The organism is Bradyrhizobium sp. AZCC 1588 (assembly GCF_036924735.1).
Lineage (GTDB): Bacteria > Pseudomonadota > Alphaproteobacteria > Rhizobiales > Xanthobacteraceae > Bradyrhizobium.
In genome coordinates, this window is record NZ_JAZHSC010000001.1 from 3256949 (window position 1) to 3274432 (window position 17484).

Genomic DNA, 17484 nt, shown 5'->3' on the forward strand with positions numbered 1-17484 from the left:
GATGAGATCAGGGCTGTCCGAGCGGGCCGGCCGGAGGTTTGAACCTCCCGCCGTCATTGGAGGAAAGCCCGCTCCAGGTTCTTGAAGTCGATATGCTCGTTTCAGGCTCCGGATTTCTGACGCTACGCGCACTCTTCCGCTGAACCGGTACCCGCTTTTGCGGAATGCGCGACATCAAACGTATCGAACGTGCAGGCATGCTGCCGGCCCGCTTTTGCGCCCTCCGCAAATGCGGTCGTCAGGGTTTGCGGACCCCTGACACTTCACGTGCGATGCGCCCTTTAACCCGAACGGCCGGCAAGATCCCGCATTGGAGAACAAATGGCTTCGACTACTGCTGCTTCTTATAATCCGACCCGCGACGATTTCGCTGCGATGCTGGACGAGTCCTTTGCCGGCGGCAATCTGCAGGAAAGCTCCGTCATCAAGGGCAAGGTGGTTGCAATTGAAAAGGACATGGCCGTCATCGACGTCGGCCTGAAGACCGAAGGCCGCGTGGCGCTGCGCGAATTCGCCGGCCCCGGCCGCGAAAGCGATCTCAAGGTCGGCGACGAGGTCGAGGTGTTCCTCGACCGGATCGAGAATGCGCTCGGCGAAGCCGTGCTGTCGCGCGACAAGGCGCGCCGCGAGGAAAGCTGGGGCAAGCTCGAGAAGGCCTTCAACAACAACGAGAAGGTTCACGGCGTCATCTTCAACCAGGTCAAGGGCGGCTTCACCGTCGACCTCGACGGCGCTGTCGCCTTCCTGCCGCGCTCGCAGGTCGATATCCGCCCGATCCGCGACGTCGCTCCCTTGATGAACAACTCGCAGCCGTTCCAGATCCTCAAGATGGATCGTCGCCGCGGCAACATCGTGGTGTCGCGCCGCACGGTTCTCGAAGAGACCCGCGCCGAGCAGCGCCAGGAGCTGGTGCAGAACCTCGAAGAAGGTCAGGTGATCGACGGCGTGGTCAAGAACATCACCGATTACGGTGCATTCGTTGATCTCGGCGGCATCGACGGCCTGCTCCACGTCACCGATATCGCCTGGCGCCGGGTCAATCACCCGACGGAAGTGCTGACCATCGGCCAGACCGTGAAGGTCAAGATCATCAAGATCAACCACGAGACCCACCGCATTTCGCTCGGCATGAAGCAGTTGCTGGACGACCCGTGGCAGGGCATCGAGGCGAAGTACCCGCTGAACGCGCGCTTCACCGGCCGCGTCACCAACATCACCGACTACGGCGCTTTCGTCGAACTGGAGCCGGGCATCGAAGGCCTGATTCACGTCTCGGAAATGTCGTGGACCAAAAAGAACATGCACCCCGGCAAGATCGTTTCGACCTCGCAGGAAGTCGAAGTGCAGGTGCTCGAAGTCGATTCCGTCAAGCGCCGCATCTCGCTCGGCCTCAAGCAGACCATGCGCAATCCCTGGGAAGTCTTCGTCGAGAAGTTCCCGGTCGGTTCGGTGGTCGAGGGCGAGGTCAAGAACAAGACCGAGTTCGGTTTGTTCCTCGGCCTCGACGGCGACGTCGACGGCATGGTCCATCTGTCCGACCTCGACTGGAAGCTGCCGGGCGAGCAGGTCATCGACAACTTCAAGAAGGGCGACATGGTCAAGGCCGTGGTGCTCGACGTCGATGTCGAGAAGGAACGCATCTCGCTTGGCGTCAAGCAGCTCGAAGGCGACCCCTTCGCAGAACCCGGCGACGTCAAGAAGGGCGCGGTCGTGACCTGCGAAGTGCTGGAAGTGAAGGAGGCCGGCATCGAGGTGAAGATCTCGGGCACCGACTTTACCACCTTCATCAAGCGCTCCGAACTGGCCCGTGACCGCAACGATCAGCGCGCCGAACGCTTTGCCGTCGGCGAGAAGGTCGATGCCCGCGTGATCCAGTTCGACAAGAAGGCCCGCAAGGTGCAGGTCTCGATCAAGGCGCTGGAAGTTGCCGAAGAAAAGGAAGCCATCGCGCAATACGGCTCCTCCGATTCGGGCGCGACGCTGGGCGACATTCTCGGCACCGCGCTCAAGAACCGCGAGAAGTAAGCGTTCGCTTATCGGCTGCGACATTAGGCCCCGGTTTCGACCGGGGCCTTTTCGTTTTTCCTTCTCCCACAAGGGGAGGGGGGAAACGAAGCCGGGCCTTGCTTTCTTCATATTGCATCGCAATTGGTGTAATCAGGTAACGCTTCGCTCACGCTGCGACTGCAAAACGGGCCGATGTTTTCAGGAGAATTTCGATGTCGCTCGATTCGGACGTGATCGTCGATCGCCGCAGGATCCGCCGGAAGCTGACGTTCTGGCGTATCATGGCTGGCCTGGTGACGATCGCGGCGATCATCACCGCCGGTGCAATCGCGACAACGAGCGGGCCGGCTGCCCTGACGCCATCGGGATCGATCGCGCGCGTCAATATCGAAGGGCTGATCCGCAGCGACCAGCAGCGCGTCGAGGCGCTGGAGCGGCTTGAGAAATCGAGCCATGCTGCGGTCATCTTGCACATCAATTCGCCGGGCGGCACCACGGCCGGTTCCGAGCAGCTCTACGACTCGCTGGTGCGGCTGAAGGCCAAGAAGCCGCTGGTCGTGGTGGTGGAGGGGCTGGCCGCCTCCGGCGGCTACATCACGGCGCTGGCCGCCGATCATATCGTCGCCCGGCAGAGCTCGCTGGTCGGTTCGATCGGCGTGCTGTTTCAATTTCCGAATTTTACCGAGCTGATGAAGACCGTGGGCGTCAAGGTCGAGGAGGTGAAATCCTCGCCGCTAAAGGCTGCGCCCAATGGTTTCGAGCCGACCAGTCCTGAAGCGCGCGCTGCGCTCGACGCGCTGGTGAAGGATTCCTATGCCTGGTTCCGCGGCCTGGTGAGGGAGCGGCGCGGCATGGATGAGGCGCTACTGGAAAAAGTTGCGGACGGACGGGTCTTCACCGGCCGGCAGGCGGTCGAACTGAAACTGGTCGATCAGCTCGGCGACGAAAAAGCAGCCGTTGCATGGCTGGTCGCCGAGAAGAAGATCAAGAAAGATCTGCCGGTGCGCGATTACAAGCTGAGTCCGCAGCTTGGCGACCTGACGTTTCTGCGAACGGCGGCTTCCATCGCGTTCGATGCGCTCGGGTTGAGTTCCATTGCACGCCAGATTGAACAGGTCGGCGTCGCACAGGCGGTCGATCAGCTCGCGCTCGATGGCATGCTGGCGTTGTGGCGCCCCGCAGCCTCCAATTGAACCGCAGCGGCTGCCTTTCGCGACGGCCTCCCGCATTGCGGGTGTCGTCACAAACCCCTTCGGGGCCGTTTGTCACGCCATTTCGCGATGCCCAAAAGTGATTTAGCGTCTTGACAGTGCAAGGCATTTTCACGGAAATGGAAGTCCGCACGATCCCGGACCCCAACTTCGATGATCAAATCCGAACTTGTTCAGCGCATCGCCGAGCACAACCCGCACCTCTATCAGCGGGATGTGGAGAACATTGTGAACGCGATCCTCGATGAGATCGTTGCTGCCTTGGCGCGCGGCGACCGTGTCGAGTTGCGCGGCTTCGGCGCTTTTTCGGTCAAGCATCGCCCGGCGCGAGCAGGGCGCAATCCGCGCACCGGCGCCCATGTGCCGGTCGACCAGAAGAGCGTGCCGTTCTTCAAGACGGGCAAGGAAATGCGCGAGCGGCTGAACCGCGACAACGGCTCGCCCGAGGCCGGCGCGTAACCCATTTTTGCGATCTGTAGCCGTGTTGCGGGCCTCGTGCCCGCCCTTCTCCATCACTGCGAGAGATGGTCATGCGAAAGTTCTTCACGGCGCTGGTCGTCATTCCCTTAGGGCTGATCTTCATCATTTTCGCCGTCGCCAACCGCCATTTCGTGACGGTATCGTTCGATCCCTTCAATTCGACCGATCCGGCGATCGCGGTGAGCTTGCCGCTGTTTGCCGTGATCATCACGGTGGCCATTCTGGGGGTGGCGGCGGGCGGCATGGCGACCTGGTTCCGCCAACGCCACTGGCGCCGTGCGGCGCGCCAGCATGAGGCGGATGCCCGCCGGGCAAGGGCGGAAACGGCTGATTTACGGGCCGCGGCGGCAGTTTCCCGGGCCGACCAGCAGCGGCTTCCGGCACCGTCCCCGTACGGCTTCTATGGGGCCGCCGGGCGAGACAAGCAGGGCGCGACGTTGTAGAACCCGCCCCGTCAGCCCCTGTTCCACCCGGTTACGGGGCGAAATATGTGCCCGAGAGACCATGTCCCTGCTCGTCAAAATTTGCGGCCTGTCCACGCGCGAGACGCTCGAGGTAGCGCTTGAGGCGGGTGCCGACATGGTGGGATTCGTGTTCTTCTCCCCGTCGCCGCGCCATCTCAGCCTCGAGACGGCGCGCGAACTCGGCCGGCAGGCCAAGGGCCGCGCGGCCAAGGTGGCATTGACCGTAGATGCCGACGATGCGACGCTCGAAAATATCGCCGAGACGCTGCAGCCGGACCTGCTGCAACTGCACGGCAAGGAAACCATCGCGCGGGTGCGCGACATCAAACAAAAATTCGGATTGCCGGTCATGAAGGTGATCGCCGTTGAGACCTCGGCCGATCTCGCCGCGCTGCCGGGCTATGCGAGCGTTGCCGACCGCATCCTGTTCGATGCTCGCGCTCCCAAGGGCGCCACCCGTCCTGGCGGGTTGGGGGCCGTGTTTGACTGGCACGTTTTGGAAAAGCTCGATCTCCAATTGCCCTTCATGGTCTCCGGCGGGCTCAGCGCCGACAATGTCGCGGACGCGGTTCGCGTTACCCGCGCCGGCGGCGTCGACGTATCCTCGGGCGTGGAAAGTGCGCCCGGTGTCAAGGATCCCGAGCTGATCCGCCATTTCATTCGCGCCGCGCGCGCCACCGAAGAATTGATGGTCCGATGAATCCACGCCTGCCCAATTCATTTCGCACCGGTCCCGACGAGCGCGGGCATTTTGGCAATTTCGGCGGCCGCTTCGTCGCGGAAACGCTGATGCCGCTGATCCTCGACCTGGAAAAAGCCTATGCGGCGGCCAAGGCCGATCCGTCATTCCAGGCCGAGATGAACGGCTATCTCAAGGACTACGTCGGCCGACCATCACCGCTCTATTTGGCCGAGCGGCTCACCGAGCATCTCGGCGGCGCCAAAATTTACCTGAAGCGCGAAGAGCTGAATCATACCGGCTCGCACAAGGTGAACAACGTGCTCGGCCAGATCATGGTCGCGCGCCGCATGGGCAAGAAGCGCATCATCGCCGAGACCGGTGCCGGCCAGCATGGCGTCGCCACCGCGACACTGTGCGCACGCTTTGGTCTCGAATGCGTCGTCTATATGGGCGCGGTGGACGTCGCCCGTCAGGCGCCGAACGTGTTCCGCATGGAGATGTTGGGCGCCAAGGTCGTGCCGGTGCAGTCGGGCACGCGCACGCTCAAGGACGCCATGAACGAGGCGCTGCGCGACTGGGTCACCAACGTGCACAACACTTTCTACTGCATCGGCACGGTAGCGGGGCCGCATCCCTATCCGATGATGGTGCGCGACTTCCAGTCAGTGATCGGCGATGAAACGCGCAAGCAGATGCAGGAGGCCGAAGGCCGGTTGCCGGATTCGCTGGTCGCCTGCATCGGCGGCGGCTCCAACGCGATGGGCCTGTTTCATCCGTTCCTCGACGATCCCTCCGTCGAAATTTTTGGTGTCGAGGCGGCCGGGCATGGGCTGACACAACTGCATGCCGCCTCGATCGCCGGCGGCCGGCCCGGCGTTCTCCATGGTAACCGCACCTATCTCTTGATGGACGATGACGGCCAGATCCAGGATGCGCATTCGATCTCGGCGGGGCTCGATTATCCCGGCATCGGGCCGGAGCATTCCTGGCTGCACGAGACCGGCCGCGTCACTTACCTTTCGGCGACCGACGACGAAGCGCTCGCCGCCTTCATGCTGCTGTCGCGACTGGAAGGCATTCCACCCGCGCTGGAGTCTGCGCACGCGATCGCCAAGGTCACGGAGCTCGCGCCGAAGCGGCCGAAGGACCATCTGATGGTGGTCAATCTTTCCGGCCGTGGCGACAAGGACATTCCGCAGATCACGGAGATATTGAAAGGCAGGAAGCAGTGACCACCCGCATCGACGCACGCTTTGCCGAGCTCGCAAAAGAAGGTCGCTCGGCGTTTGTCACCTTCCTGATGGCCGGCGATCCCGATCCCTTAACTTCGCTCGACATCATCAAGGCGCTGCCCAAGGCGGGCGCCGATATCATCGAAATCGGGATGCCCTTCACCGATCCGATGGCGGACGGACCGTCGATCCAGGCCGCGGGTCTGCGCGCGCTCAAGGGCGGCATGACCCTGAGGAAGACGCTCGAGATGGTGCGCGGCTTCCGCGAGGAAGACAACACTACGCCGCTGGTGCTGATGGGCTATTACAATCCGATCTATATTTATGGGGTCGACAGGTTCCTCGCCGACGCCAAGACCGCCGGCGTCGATGGCCTCATCATCGTCGACCTGCCGCCGGAGGAGGATGATGAGCTCTGCATCCCCGCGCTGAAGGCCGGGCTCAACTTCATCCGCCTGGCGACACCTACGACGGACGACAAACGCCTGCCCGCTGTGCTCGCGAATACTTCCGGCTTTGTCTACTACGTCTCGATCACCGGCATCACCGGCGCTGCGGCGGCCGATTCGAAGGTGGTCGGCGATGCGGTGGCCCGTATCAAGCGCCACACCAAGCTTCCGGTATGCGTCGGCTTCGGCATCCGCACCCCGCAGGCGGCGCGCGCGATTGCCGAGAAGGCCAATGGCGCCGTGGTCGGCACCGCCTTGGTCGATGCGTTGCGCGACAGCCTCGACACCCGGGGGCAGGCGACCACCAAGACGGTGGCCGCTGTGGCCGATCTCGTCGCGTCGCTGGCGCAGGGCGTCCGGGGCGCGAAGCAGGCTGCGGAATAAGCCACAATTTGCGTGGAAATAGGCGTTAACGGCGGCTTGCCGGGTCCAGGCCAGGCCGCCATATATTCCATCAATGCGTTCAACCGCATTCGGAGCGAACCATGAATTGGCTCACCAATGTCGTCCGGCCGAAAATCCGCAACATCCTGCGCCGCGAGACGCCGGAGAACTTGTGGATCAAGTGCCCGGATTCCGGACAGCTCGTGTTTTACAAGGACGTCGAGGCCAACCAGTTCGTCATTCCCGGCTCGAACTACCACATGCGCATGGGCGCGGTGGCGCGGCTGAAGTCGATCTTCGACAACGAGACCTGGTACGACATCGCGCTGCCCGAAGTGGCGGCCGATCCGCTGAAGTTCCGCGATGAACGCAAATACGCCGACCGCATCAAGGACGCCCGCGCCAAGACCGGGCTGAACGACGCCATCAAGGTCGGCTACGGCAAGCTCGAAGGCGCCGGCGTCGTGATCGCGGTGCAGGATTTCGATTTCATGGGTGGCTCGCTCGGCATGGCCGCGGGCGAGGCGATCGTGCGCGGGCTCGAGCTTGCGGTGGAGAAGAAGTCGCCGTTCATCGTGTTCGCGGCCTCGGGCGGCGCACGCATGCAGGAAGGCATCCTGTCGTTGATGCAGATGCCGCGCACCACCGTCGGCGTACAGATGCTGCGGGAAGCAAAGCTGCCCTACATCGTGGTGCTGACCAATCCGACCACCGGCGGCGTGACTGCATCCTACGCCATGCTGGGCGACGTGCAGATCGCCGAACCCGGCGCGCTGATCGGCTTTGCTGGCGCGCGCGTGATCGAGCAGACCATCCGTGAAAAATTGCCGGAAGGGTTCCAGCGCGCCGAATATCTGCTCGACCACGGCATGATCGACATGGTCGTGCATCGCCACGAGATGCGTTCAACGCTGGCGCGGCTGTGCCGGCTCCTCACCAAATCGCCACCGCTTGACGTCGCCTCAAAGCCTTTGCCTGAGGTCACAGATCCGGCCCAGATCGTCTCGGCCCCGGAAGCGGTGCCGGCTGCGCCCCACGCGTGAGCCTGCCTGCCGCCAGATCCCAGCCGCTCGGTGAATTGATCGCGCGGCTGTCTGCCTTGCATCCGAAGCGGATCGATCTCAACCTTGATCGGATGCTCCGCCTGCTGGCGCGGCTCGATCATCCGGAGCGGCTGTTGCCGCCGGTGATCCATGTCGCCGGCACCAATGGCAAGGGCTCCACCATCGCTTATCTGCGCGCGATCCTGGAGGCTGCAGGCCTGCGCGTGCACGTCTACACCTCGCCCTATCTGGTCAGGATCAACGAATGTTTCCGGCTGGGCGAGAAGGGCGGCGGACGGCTGGCTGATGATGCCGAGTTGCGCCGGGTGCTGGAGCATTGCGAGCAGGTCAACGCGGGCGATCCGATCACGATTTTCGAGATGGAGACCGTGGCGGCGTTCTGCTTGTTCGCGGAGCATGACGCCGATGTCGTGCTGCTGGAAGCCGGTCTCGGCGGAAGACTTGACGCCACCAACGTAATCGACCGGCCGGTCGCGACCGTGATCACGCCAGTCAGTATGGACCATACGGAATTTCTCGGTAACACGCTGACCGCGATCGCCGGCGAGAAGGTCGCCATTCTCAAGCGCGGAGCGCCGGTGATCTGCGCGGAGCAGGCGCCGGAGGCGATGGCGATGATCGAGGCGCAGGCCAACCGCATGCGCGCGCCGTTGCATGCTGCCGGGCAGCAATGGCATGTCGGTGTCGAGCGCGGGCGGCTGGTCTATCAGGACGAGCGCGGCCTGATGGATCTTGCGGCGCCAAAGCTGTTCGGGCGGCATCAATTCGACAATGCCGGCCTTGCCATCGCCACGCTGCGCGCGATCGAGGCGTTCAGGATCGGAATGGCGGCGTTCGAGGCCGGCATCGTTGGCGCAGAATGGCCGGCGCGCATGCAGCGGCTGGTCTCGGGCGCACTGGTCGATCAGGGGCCGAAGGGCTGCGAGATCTGGCTCGATGGCGGACACAATGCGGAAGGCGGCCGCGTCGCTGCGGCCGCGCTCGGCGATCTCGAAGAGCGGGTGTCGCGGCCCCTGGTGGTGATCGCGGGTATGATGGCGAACAAGGATGCCGGCGCGTTTCTCGCCAATTTCGCAGGACTGACGCGGCACATCGTGGCGGTGCCGATCCCCGGACGCGACAATGCGATGCCGCCGGACCGGCTGGCGGATGCGGCGCGCGCGCTCGGCATGCGCGTGGAAAATGCCGCAAGCGTCGAAGCCGCGCTGCACGCGCTCTCGCGTCTCGCCTACGAAGTGCCGCCGCGGATTCTGGTCACCGGCTCCCTCTATCTCGTCGGCCACGTGCTTGCCATCAACGGCACGCCGCCGGCATAGTATTCCCCAAAATTAAATGACCGCTGGAATCGCTTCCAGCGGCCGCCCGGGAAAAAATATCGATTGCTTATGAACTAGCCAGCCCCGGTCTTTGCAAAGACTAGCCAAGACGCATGAGAGCTGCGAGTCGGAACCTTCGTTCCGCAATAGGAAGTAAGGATAATGTTGCAGGCTGGCTTCACCCAAATGAGGTAGATGGCGCAGCATCGTTCTTGCAGGGCCGTGCGACAATCATCAAAGCTGGAATCCCCATGCGTTTTGCCGCCATTGCCGATGTGCACGGAAATTATCTCGCGCTGGAAGCGGTGCTGGCCGACATCCGCGCACTGGGCATTGGCGAAATCGTCAATCTCGGCGACATGGCGAGCGGACCGCTCGACGCGCGACGCACCATGGATGCGCTGATGGCGCTCGATGCCGTTCACGTACTCGGCAATCATGATCGCTATCTGATCGACCGGCCGCCGGAGAAGATGGGATCATGGGACCGGCCGGCGCACGCGCAGCTCGAAGAGCGCCATCTCGATTGGCTGCGCACGGTGCCGAAGACGGCCGTGTTTCGCGATCGGGTCTTCCTCTGCCATGCAACGCCCGAGCATGACGAGGTCTACTGGCTGGAAACGGTGTTACCCGACGGCACCGTGCGAATGTCATCGCTGGATGAAATCGAGGAGCGCGCGCGGGGCGTCACGCAGTCCCTGATCCTCTGCGCGCACACCCATCTCGCCCGCGCGGTCAGGCTTCGCGATGGCCGATTGATCGTCAACCCCGGCAGCGTCGGCTCGCCCGGCTATCGCGACGTGCATCCCTTTCCGCATGTCGTCGAAGCCGGCACGCCCGATGCGCGCTATGCTATCCTCGAACTTGCTGATGGCGCCTGGCGCGTCACGTTTCGGCACGTGCCGTATGATCACGGCGCGATGGCCGCGCTGGCGCGGCAAAACGGCCAAGCCGAACTGGCGGACGCGCTGGCGACGGGGTGGATCAGATAGTCCCGGACTACGAGATCATCCGCCACAAAAGCAAAACGGCCGGCTATTCGCCGGCCGTTTCAAAATCAGAAAATCGAAACCGGTCAGACCGCCGCCGTGATCCACTGCTGCAGCTTCGCCTTCGGCGCGGCGCCGACCTGGCGGGAGGCCATCTCGCCGCCCTTGAAGATCATCAGGGTCGGGATCGACATCACGCCGTATTTCGAGGCGGTCTTCGGGCTCTCGTCGACGTTCAGCTTCACGATCTTGACCTTGTCGCCCATGGCGCCGGAAATCTCGTCGAGCGCAGGCGCGATCATGCGGCAGGGACCGCACCATTCGGCCCAGAAATCGACGACCACCGGCCCGGTCGCCTTGAGCACTTCGGCTTCGAAATCGGCGTCAGAAACCTTGCCAACGGCCATCGGAATTACCTCTCGGTTAGAAATTAAGGGGCGCGGTCAAGAATCGCGCCCTGGGATGATAGTGGCAAACCTATGAACGCGATCCTGTCGGGTCAAGCGCGGTCACGCCGAGATGATGGATGCCAGCTCGGCCTCCAGCGCGGAAGCGGAAATCTCCATCAATTCAGAGGTTTCGGTCCAAAGCAGCGCCGCCCGCACCGGGCGCTGGGGATAAAGCTTGCCGAGCACCGCCCGGTACAGCGCGAGCTGGCGGACATAGCCCCTCGGCGCCTCCTCGGGCCGGCCCGGCGGGGCGTGGTTGGTCTTGAAATCGACGATCAGGACTTCGCGCTCGGTCACCACGAGGCGGTCGATCTGCCCGGACACCAGCGCCGGCCGTCCGCCCGGCCGCTCCAGCCGTCCGACGATCGAGACTTCGGCGCGGCTGCCCGGGGCGAAAGCGTGCGCAAACCGCGCATCGGCGATCAAGGCGAGCGTGCTTTCGGCCAGCACCCGCCGCTCCTCCTCGGCCCAGCCATCGGCATTGCGGGCCAGATAGGTCAGCGCGGCCTCGCGGCGGCGCTCGGCGACGACATCGGGCAGCGACTGCAGAAGCCGGTGCACCAATGTGCCGCGCTGCAGGGCACGGGCACGCTGCACGAGGGATTCGGCCGTCCGCACCGGGTGCTGCTCGCTGTATGTCGGGTCCGAAGGCCGCAACAGGCTTTCCGGGGAAATTTCGGGCTGTGCCGGCGTCAGCAGCCAGGTGGGCAGCACGATCGGCGCCGCCGGGGACGACGCAGCACGCGGAGCGGCCGAGGGTGCGGACTCCTCGGGCCGCGTATAGCGCTTTACCCGACCTATGGCGGTCTCGACCTCCTGAAGCTGCAATCCAGAACCGTCGAGCCCCTTGGTGATCAGATCGTACCAGGACAGCGGCCGGACGCTCTTCATGTTGCCGGGCAAGCAGCCGCCGACGATCAGGCGGTCCGCCGCACGCGTCATCGCGACATAGAGCAGGCGGCGGTATTCATCCTCGGTATCGCCGATCATCGCCGCACGGGCCGCGACGACCGCGGGCGGATCCTCGGCCTTGCGGCCGGCCCAGACCACGACACCGGGCGCATGCGGATCGGCATTGCCCAGCGGCAGGTTGATGAGTTTCAGCCGCTGCGTGTCCGAGGGCGAGGTCGTGGTGTCCACCAGGAACACGACGGACGCTTCCAGGCCCTTGGCGCCATGCACCGTCATGACACGGACCTCGTCGCGCGAGATCTCCATGTCGCGCTTCACTTCGAGATCGGCGGTGCGCAGCCACGCCATGAAGCCCTGCAGCGAGGCCGGCGCCTTGCGTTCGTAGCTCAGCGCCAGTTCCAGAAACTCATCCAGCGCGTCGTTCGCCTCGTGCCCGAGCCGGCGCAGGATTCGCGCGCGGCCGCCATCGCCGCCGAGCAGCCAGGCATAGAACGCAAACGGCGTTTCGCTGGCAAAGCGGCGCTCGCACTGCTCGAGCCGCCACAGCGCATCCCGCAGCCGGCCATCAGCCGCGGCGCGCGCGGTCAATGCGGCGCGCAAGGATCCCTTGCGATGCCAGGCGATCTTGAACAGGTCGTCATCGTCGAGCCCGAACAGCGGGCTCTTCAGCGCCACTGCCAGCGCCAGATCGTCCTGCGGCAGCAGCAGCGCGTCGGCCAGGTTCATCAGGTCGATGATCGCGATGTGCTCGGTCAGCTTGAGGCGGTCGGCGCCCGCGACCGGGATGCCGGCGTGCTTCAGCGCCTGGATCACGGCGTCGAACGCGTTGCCGCGTCGCCGCACCAAGACCAGCATGTCGCCATAGCGCAGCGGACGGCGGTCGTTTTTGCTTCCGGTCATCGCACCGCTGCCGACCAGCGCCTTGATCTCGGCCTGGATGCGTCGGGCCAGCTTCACTTCGGGGCTGGTCGCGGAGACGCCGTCGAATGGCGCGCGCCAGCCCTCGATATCCTGCCGGTCATCGGCTTCCGCCAGCTCCCAGAGATCGATCTGGCCGGGACCAGCATCGGCCAGCGCATGATGGATCGGGTTGCCGATATCGACCGCGTGAATGCTGCGGTAGATGTCCTGCTCGCGAAACACCTGATCGACCGCGTGAAGGATCTCCGGTCCGGAGCGGAACGAATAGGTGAAGGAAACCGGATCGAACTTCAGTCCGGCGCCCTCGAACTTCCGCTGCAAGGCGCGGCGGCGCAGGTCGAATTCGCGCGGGGCCGCGCCCTGGAACGAAAAGATCGATTGCTTCTCGTCGCCGACCGCGAACACCGTTCGCACCACGCCGTCGCGCGCGCCGGTACCCGAAGTGAATTCGGAGATGATGTGCGCGACGATGTCCCATTGCCGCGGGCTGGTGTCCTGCGCCTCGTCGATCAGCACATGGTCGACGCCGCGATCGAGCTTGTAATGCACCCAGCCCGAGGAGACGCGGTCGAGCATTTCCAGCGTCTTGTCGATCAGGTCGTCATAGTCGAGCAGGCCGCGCTCCTGCTTCTCGCGGCGATAGTTCGCCGCTGCAGCGGTTGCGATATATAGCAGCGCCTCGGTACGGTCGCGCGCCACCAATGCGCGGCGGCGTTCGATCAGGGGAAGGACGCGGCCGACTTCCGAATCGAACAATCGACCAACCGCAGGATTCTTTTTGACAAAGCTGTTGGTGACGACCGTTGCTCTTGGCGTGCGTTCATCTGTGAGAAATAACCCGAGATACGCGTCAACTTGGGCAGCCCCGGTAAATACCAGCGCCTCACGAAGTCGGTCGGCCTGTTTCTGGTCGGCTTTACTGCTAGTATCCAGAACCAGGGCGATTTCCTGCCATTGCGATCGCGGCAGGTTGGGTCCTTCAACAATCTCACGCTCGACATCTTCAATGCGATCATCGGGATTGACGCCGAGCGCCGCTGAAATTTGCTCAGCGGCCGCCTGCGCGCTGCCGGCGGCATCCGTCCATGCCATGAAATGATCGCGGCTGAGACAGGCTTCGCGCACGACGTCCTTGAAGGTGACGTCGGCAGCGCTCGCCATCGCCGTCATCAGCGCGCGCCCGGTCGCGCTGTCAGGGTTGCGCGACGCCTCGAGGAAAACGGCGAGATTGGCACGCTCCATCATCTCGTTCTGGTCGCGCTCGTCGAGCACGGCGAACCGCGCCGGCACGTTGGCCTCGAACGGGAATTGCTGCAGCAGCCGCGTGCACAGCGCGTGGATGGTCTGCACCTTCAGCCCGCCCGGCGTCTCCAGCGCGCAGGCGAATAGTTTGCGCGCCGATTTGCGCAGGCGTGCGCTGGGATGGGGAATGCCGGCCTCGCGGATCGCCGCATCCAGCGCGTCGTCGTCGAGCGTCACCCAATGGCCCAGCGTGGTGAACACGCGCTCCGCCATGTTGGCGGCGGCGGCTTTCGTGAAGGTGATGCAGAGAATTTTCTCCGGCGCCACGCCGTCGAGCAAGAGCCGGATCACCCGCTGCACCAGCACATGCGTCTTGCCCGAGCCCGCGTTCGCCGAGACGAAGGCGGACGCCGCCGGATCGGACGCACGCGCCTGCGTCGCGCGAACGGCGTCGGGTATGATGCGCCGGGCCTTCACCATTCCTCGATCCCCAGGCCGCCGGCCGCCGACCATTCCTTGATGCGGGCGAGGTCGTCGTAAGCGCCATAACGGTTCGACCACATCGACAGGTTCAGCGAGGTATAGGCGGTCTCCACGTTCTCGAATTTTCGGATTAGCGCTTCAAGCTGCTCGCGCGCGTAGTCGGCCGCTTCGTCCGGCCGTTGCGGCGTGTCGTTGTTCCTGATTTTCAGTTCCAGCGAGCGCTGTTCGCCGGGCGGATTGTTGCCGCTGAGCCTGATATAGACGAGTTCGCCGACAGATGAGCCGGCGTGGATATTCTCAAACCCGCCCTCGCGCAGGATCGCGGCCTCCAGCGTCAGTTGCGGCGAGAGGCCCATCCGCACCTGCTTGCCGGTCGGTGGCTGTCCGGTCTTGTAGTCGAGGATCGCAAAGCTGCCGTCATGGCGCTGCTCGATCCGGTCGGCGCGCGCGGACAGCGTGAAGATGCGCTCGTTGTCGAGCGGAATCTTGATCTCGCCTCTGATCTCGGCGGCAATTTTCTCGATGTCGTCGCGCCGAGCCTTTTCCCAATCCGCAAACCAGGTGGCGATGCGCTGAAACCGCGGCCACCACAGGGCGCGTGCCTCCGGCCGCTCCATCAGCGGCGCGAAGTATTTTTCACCGATGCCGCGCAGCGCCAGCGCGGGCTCCGGCGGAAGCGCGTCGGCGAATTCTTGCGTGAATTCGCCGAGCGCGTCATGGATCGCCGAGCCGCGATCGGCCGCCGACAATGGCATGTCGACGGGATCGAGCGGATCAAGCCGCAGAATATATTTTGCGTAGATCGTATAGGGATCGCGCAGCCAATCCTCGATCGCCGTGACCGACAGCTTGAGTGGCCGCGTCTCGACCGGTGGCTTCGGCGCGGGCTGCTCGATCGGCTTGACCTCGTCGGGCTGATCCAGTTCGGCGGCGAATCGGACGTAATTTTCTCCGGCACGTTTGGCTTCCTCCCAGCGCGGTTCACCGGCCACCGCCTCCAGGCGGTGCAGGAAGCGTGAGGCGACCGCCGGCGCGCCGCCGACTTTTGCCGAATGGGTGAGAATCACATCTGGCGTGCCCAGCAATTGCGCGAAGTCGTGCGCAGAGAGGCCGATGCGCCGCTCCGGCAGGTCGAGGCCGAGTTCATGGCGCATCGGCCGGCTCAGCCACGGATCGACTCGCGGCGCCGGCGGCCACACGCCTTCGACCAGCCCGCCAAGGATGACGCGGTCGGATTCGGTCAGCCGCGCTTCGAGCTGGCCGTAGATTTGGAGTTGTGCATTCGCGGATTCCGGCCGCCGCACCATGCGATCGGCATAGGCGGTCTGGAACACATCGGGGTAATCGCCGAGCTGGACCATCAGGCCGCTCGGCTTTTGCTCGGCAAGCAGGTCGTCGAACGCCGCTGACAGGGCCGAGCCTTGGGCTTCCTCGAAGACGACTGCAACGCCGTTCTGATCCGAGGACAGCGCGATCAGCGCTTCACGATGGCGCAGCGCCAGCTCTGCGAAATCGTACGGCTTCGATGAACCCATGATTTCCAGCGGCGACAGCGCCTTCTGCAACGCCGCGATCAGCGCATGGACCTGATCGAGCTCGTCATCCCTTAGTTTCGCGCGTGGCTCCGAGGCGTGAAGCGAGGAGGTTTCCTTGCGCCGGAGTTTTCCGAGCTCGACGCGGAAACGATCGAAGTCGCGCGCCAAGCCGGCCGTTCCTGCCTGCGGCCGGGTGCCGCGCAGCAGCGCCAATTCGAGGCTCTCGATGACATGCTTGAATGCGCCGGGTGCGCCACCGAGCCGAAACAGCGGATGCTTCAGCAGCGCCAGCAGCGTCGAAGGCTCCAGCCCTTGGGCGGCGGCTTCTGCGGCGAGGCGGGCAAAAATGCCGCTTGGCGTGTCCATCAGCGCGTCGCCGCCGGAATCGTCGAACTCGAGATTCCAGCGCCTCAGCGCCGCCATCACCCGACGCGCCAGCGCGCGGTCCGGCGTTACCAGCGCGGCTGACTTACCGAGGTGCCGCGCCTCGCGCATCGCCACCGCAATCGCCAGCGCTTCCATCTCCGAGTTGGGCGCTTCGACGACGGCGAGATTTGCCATGCCGGCCGCGATCCTCGCAGACACTTCCGGCAGTGCCAGCCGGTCGTGCCATTGCTCGGTCGCCGTCGACGGGCGCATCGTCTCCGATACAAGTACTTCTCGGCCCAGCGGCGCCGGCTTGCCGAGAAGTTCGACATCGCTTCGATTGATGCCAAAGCGATCCAGCAATCCATGCATCGCGAATTGCGGGTGGTTCGAGGAGGGCTGCGTGGTGAATTTGCCCTGCGCGTCTCTGACGCCGCCGATCGTCTGCCAGGCTTCCTCGTCGAGATCGGTGTCGAGCCCCGGCAGCACCACCGCGCCCTGCTTCAGGTGGGCTACGGCAGTGAGGAATTTCGCGGTTGCCGGCATCGAACCGGTCGAACCTGCCGCGACCACCGGCCCCTCATGATGTGCGGTCAGGCGCGCGGCTTCCGCCTCAATCAGGCGGTCGCGCCGTTCCGCAGGTTCGATTCTTGCGATTTCCTTTAAGTGCTCCGGCCATGCCTTGCGCGCGATGCGCAGGAATTCCAGCGAGTGCTGCCAATATTTGTCGAACTGGTCGGGCACCAGCCTGTCGAGCGCTTCCCAGGCGACGCCGCGCGTCACCATGTCGTCCATCAGCCGCGCCAGATCGCTGGCCAGCGCCAGCGTCGAGGCCGCGCCGCCGACCACGAGCGGCGCCGACACCGGGCTTTTTGCCCATGCCGCAACCAGATGCGCCAGCGTCAGGCGGCGCTCCAGTTCGCCGAGCCGTGGCGGAATGTCGAGCGGCGAGACGCCGCTGAATTGTTCGGAACCTTCCGCAAACGCCAGCTCGTCCTCGTCGATGTCGCCGAGGGCTACGATGCGCGGCAGGATCGCGGCGTCGGTCTTCAGCTCATCAAGAAAAATCTCCCGCGCCAGCCGCCCGGCGCGCCGGGTCGGCAGATAGAGCGTTGCCGTTGCGAGATTCAGCGGATCCTTTCGCGCCTCGAATCCCTCGACCAGCCGGCCGTCGACCAGCGCCGCGATGACGGTGCGCAGGAACGGTGCGGAGACGGGAACGCTGAAAACGCGCATGGGCTTCCTGATTCGAGATCAGGGGCAATATAGGAAGGAATGAGGGGGAGGTCATGCGGGTG

The 17484-nt window shown here is 64.3% G+C and carries 13 protein-coding genes; 10 read left to right on the forward strand and 3 right to left on the reverse strand.

Translation table 11 applies throughout. The features are described 5' to 3' along the window. Positions 1-321 precede the first annotated feature (321 nt). The 10 genes from rpsA (at position 322) to V1277_RS15285 (ending at position 10281) form a co-directional block, all read left to right on the forward strand. On the forward strand, positions 322-2025 hold the full coding sequence (rpsA, locus tag V1277_RS15240; protein ID WP_028347899.1) for a 30S ribosomal protein S1: 1704 nt from the start codon (positions 322-324) through the stop codon (positions 2023-2025). Positions 2026-2219: 194 nt separating this feature from the next. Then, on the forward strand, positions 2220-3200 hold the full coding sequence (gene sppA, locus V1277_RS15245) for a signal peptide peptidase SppA (RefSeq protein WP_334417040.1): 981 nt from the start codon (positions 2220-2222) through the stop codon (positions 3198-3200). Positions 3201-3371: 171 nt separating this feature from the next. Next, a complete protein-coding gene (locus V1277_RS15250; RefSeq protein WP_057844774.1) occupies positions 3372-3677 on the forward strand; it encodes an integration host factor subunit beta in 306 nt (101 codons plus the stop codon). A gap of 71 nt (positions 3678-3748) precedes the next feature. Continuing rightward, entirely contained in the window at positions 3749-4141 is a 393-nt protein-coding gene (locus tag V1277_RS15255; RefSeq protein ID WP_334417041.1) for a LapA family protein, read from the forward strand. Between the two features lie 61 nt (positions 4142-4202). Beyond that, positions 4203-4862, forward strand: a complete 660-nt coding sequence (locus tag V1277_RS15260; RefSeq protein ID WP_334417042.1) for a phosphoribosylanthranilate isomerase — start codon at positions 4203-4205, stop codon at positions 4860-4862. Further along, entirely contained in the window at positions 4859-6076 is a 1218-nt protein-coding gene (gene trpB, locus V1277_RS15265; RefSeq protein ID WP_334417043.1) for a tryptophan synthase subunit beta, read from the forward strand. Before V1277_RS15260 ends, trpB begins: the two co-directional genes overlap by 4 nt. Beyond that, positions 6073-6909, forward strand: coding sequence for a tryptophan synthase subunit alpha (trpA, locus tag V1277_RS15270; RefSeq protein ID WP_334417044.1), 837 nt, complete (start codon positions 6073-6075; stop codon positions 6907-6909). Before trpB ends, trpA begins: the two co-directional genes overlap by 4 nt. Before the next feature lie 101 nt (positions 6910-7010). Then, the gene (gene accD, locus V1277_RS15275) at positions 7011-7952 is read left to right on the forward strand and encodes an acetyl-CoA carboxylase, carboxyltransferase subunit beta (protein ID WP_334417045.1); all 942 of its coding nucleotides are present in this window, start codon (positions 7011-7013) and stop codon (positions 7950-7952) included. Next, complete coding sequence (locus tag V1277_RS15280) at positions 7949-9289, forward strand: bifunctional folylpolyglutamate synthase/dihydrofolate synthase (RefSeq protein WP_334417046.1); 1341 nt, start codon at positions 7949-7951, stop codon at positions 9287-9289. Before accD ends, V1277_RS15280 begins: the two co-directional genes overlap by 4 nt. A 251-nt stretch (positions 9290-9540) precedes the next feature. Next, positions 9541-10281 carry a metallophosphoesterase family protein gene (locus tag V1277_RS15285; RefSeq protein WP_334417047.1) on the forward strand — a complete coding sequence of 247 codons (741 nt, stop codon included), beginning with the start codon at positions 9541-9543 and terminating at the stop codon, positions 10279-10281. An 83-nt stretch (positions 10282-10364) separates the two neighbouring features. Here the strand turns inward: V1277_RS15285 and trxA are convergent, their stop codons facing one another. The 3 genes from trxA to addB form a co-directional block, all read right to left on the reverse strand. Beyond that, complete coding sequence (trxA, locus tag V1277_RS15290) at positions 10365-10685, reverse strand: thioredoxin (RefSeq protein ID WP_016847387.1); 321 nt, start codon at positions 10683-10685, stop codon at positions 10365-10367. A gap of 102 nt (positions 10686-10787) precedes the next feature. Next, positions 10788-14282 carry a double-strand break repair helicase AddA gene (gene addA / locus V1277_RS15295; protein ID WP_442894489.1) on the reverse strand — a complete coding sequence of 1165 codons (3495 nt, stop codon included), beginning with the start codon at positions 14280-14282 and terminating at the stop codon, positions 10788-10790. Continuing rightward, complete coding sequence (gene addB / locus V1277_RS15300; protein WP_334417048.1) at positions 14276-17422, reverse strand: double-strand break repair protein AddB; 3147 nt, start codon at positions 17420-17422, stop codon at positions 14276-14278. The genes addA and addB overlap by 7 nt, the downstream gene beginning before the upstream one ends. Positions 17423-17484: the final 62 nt, after the last annotated feature.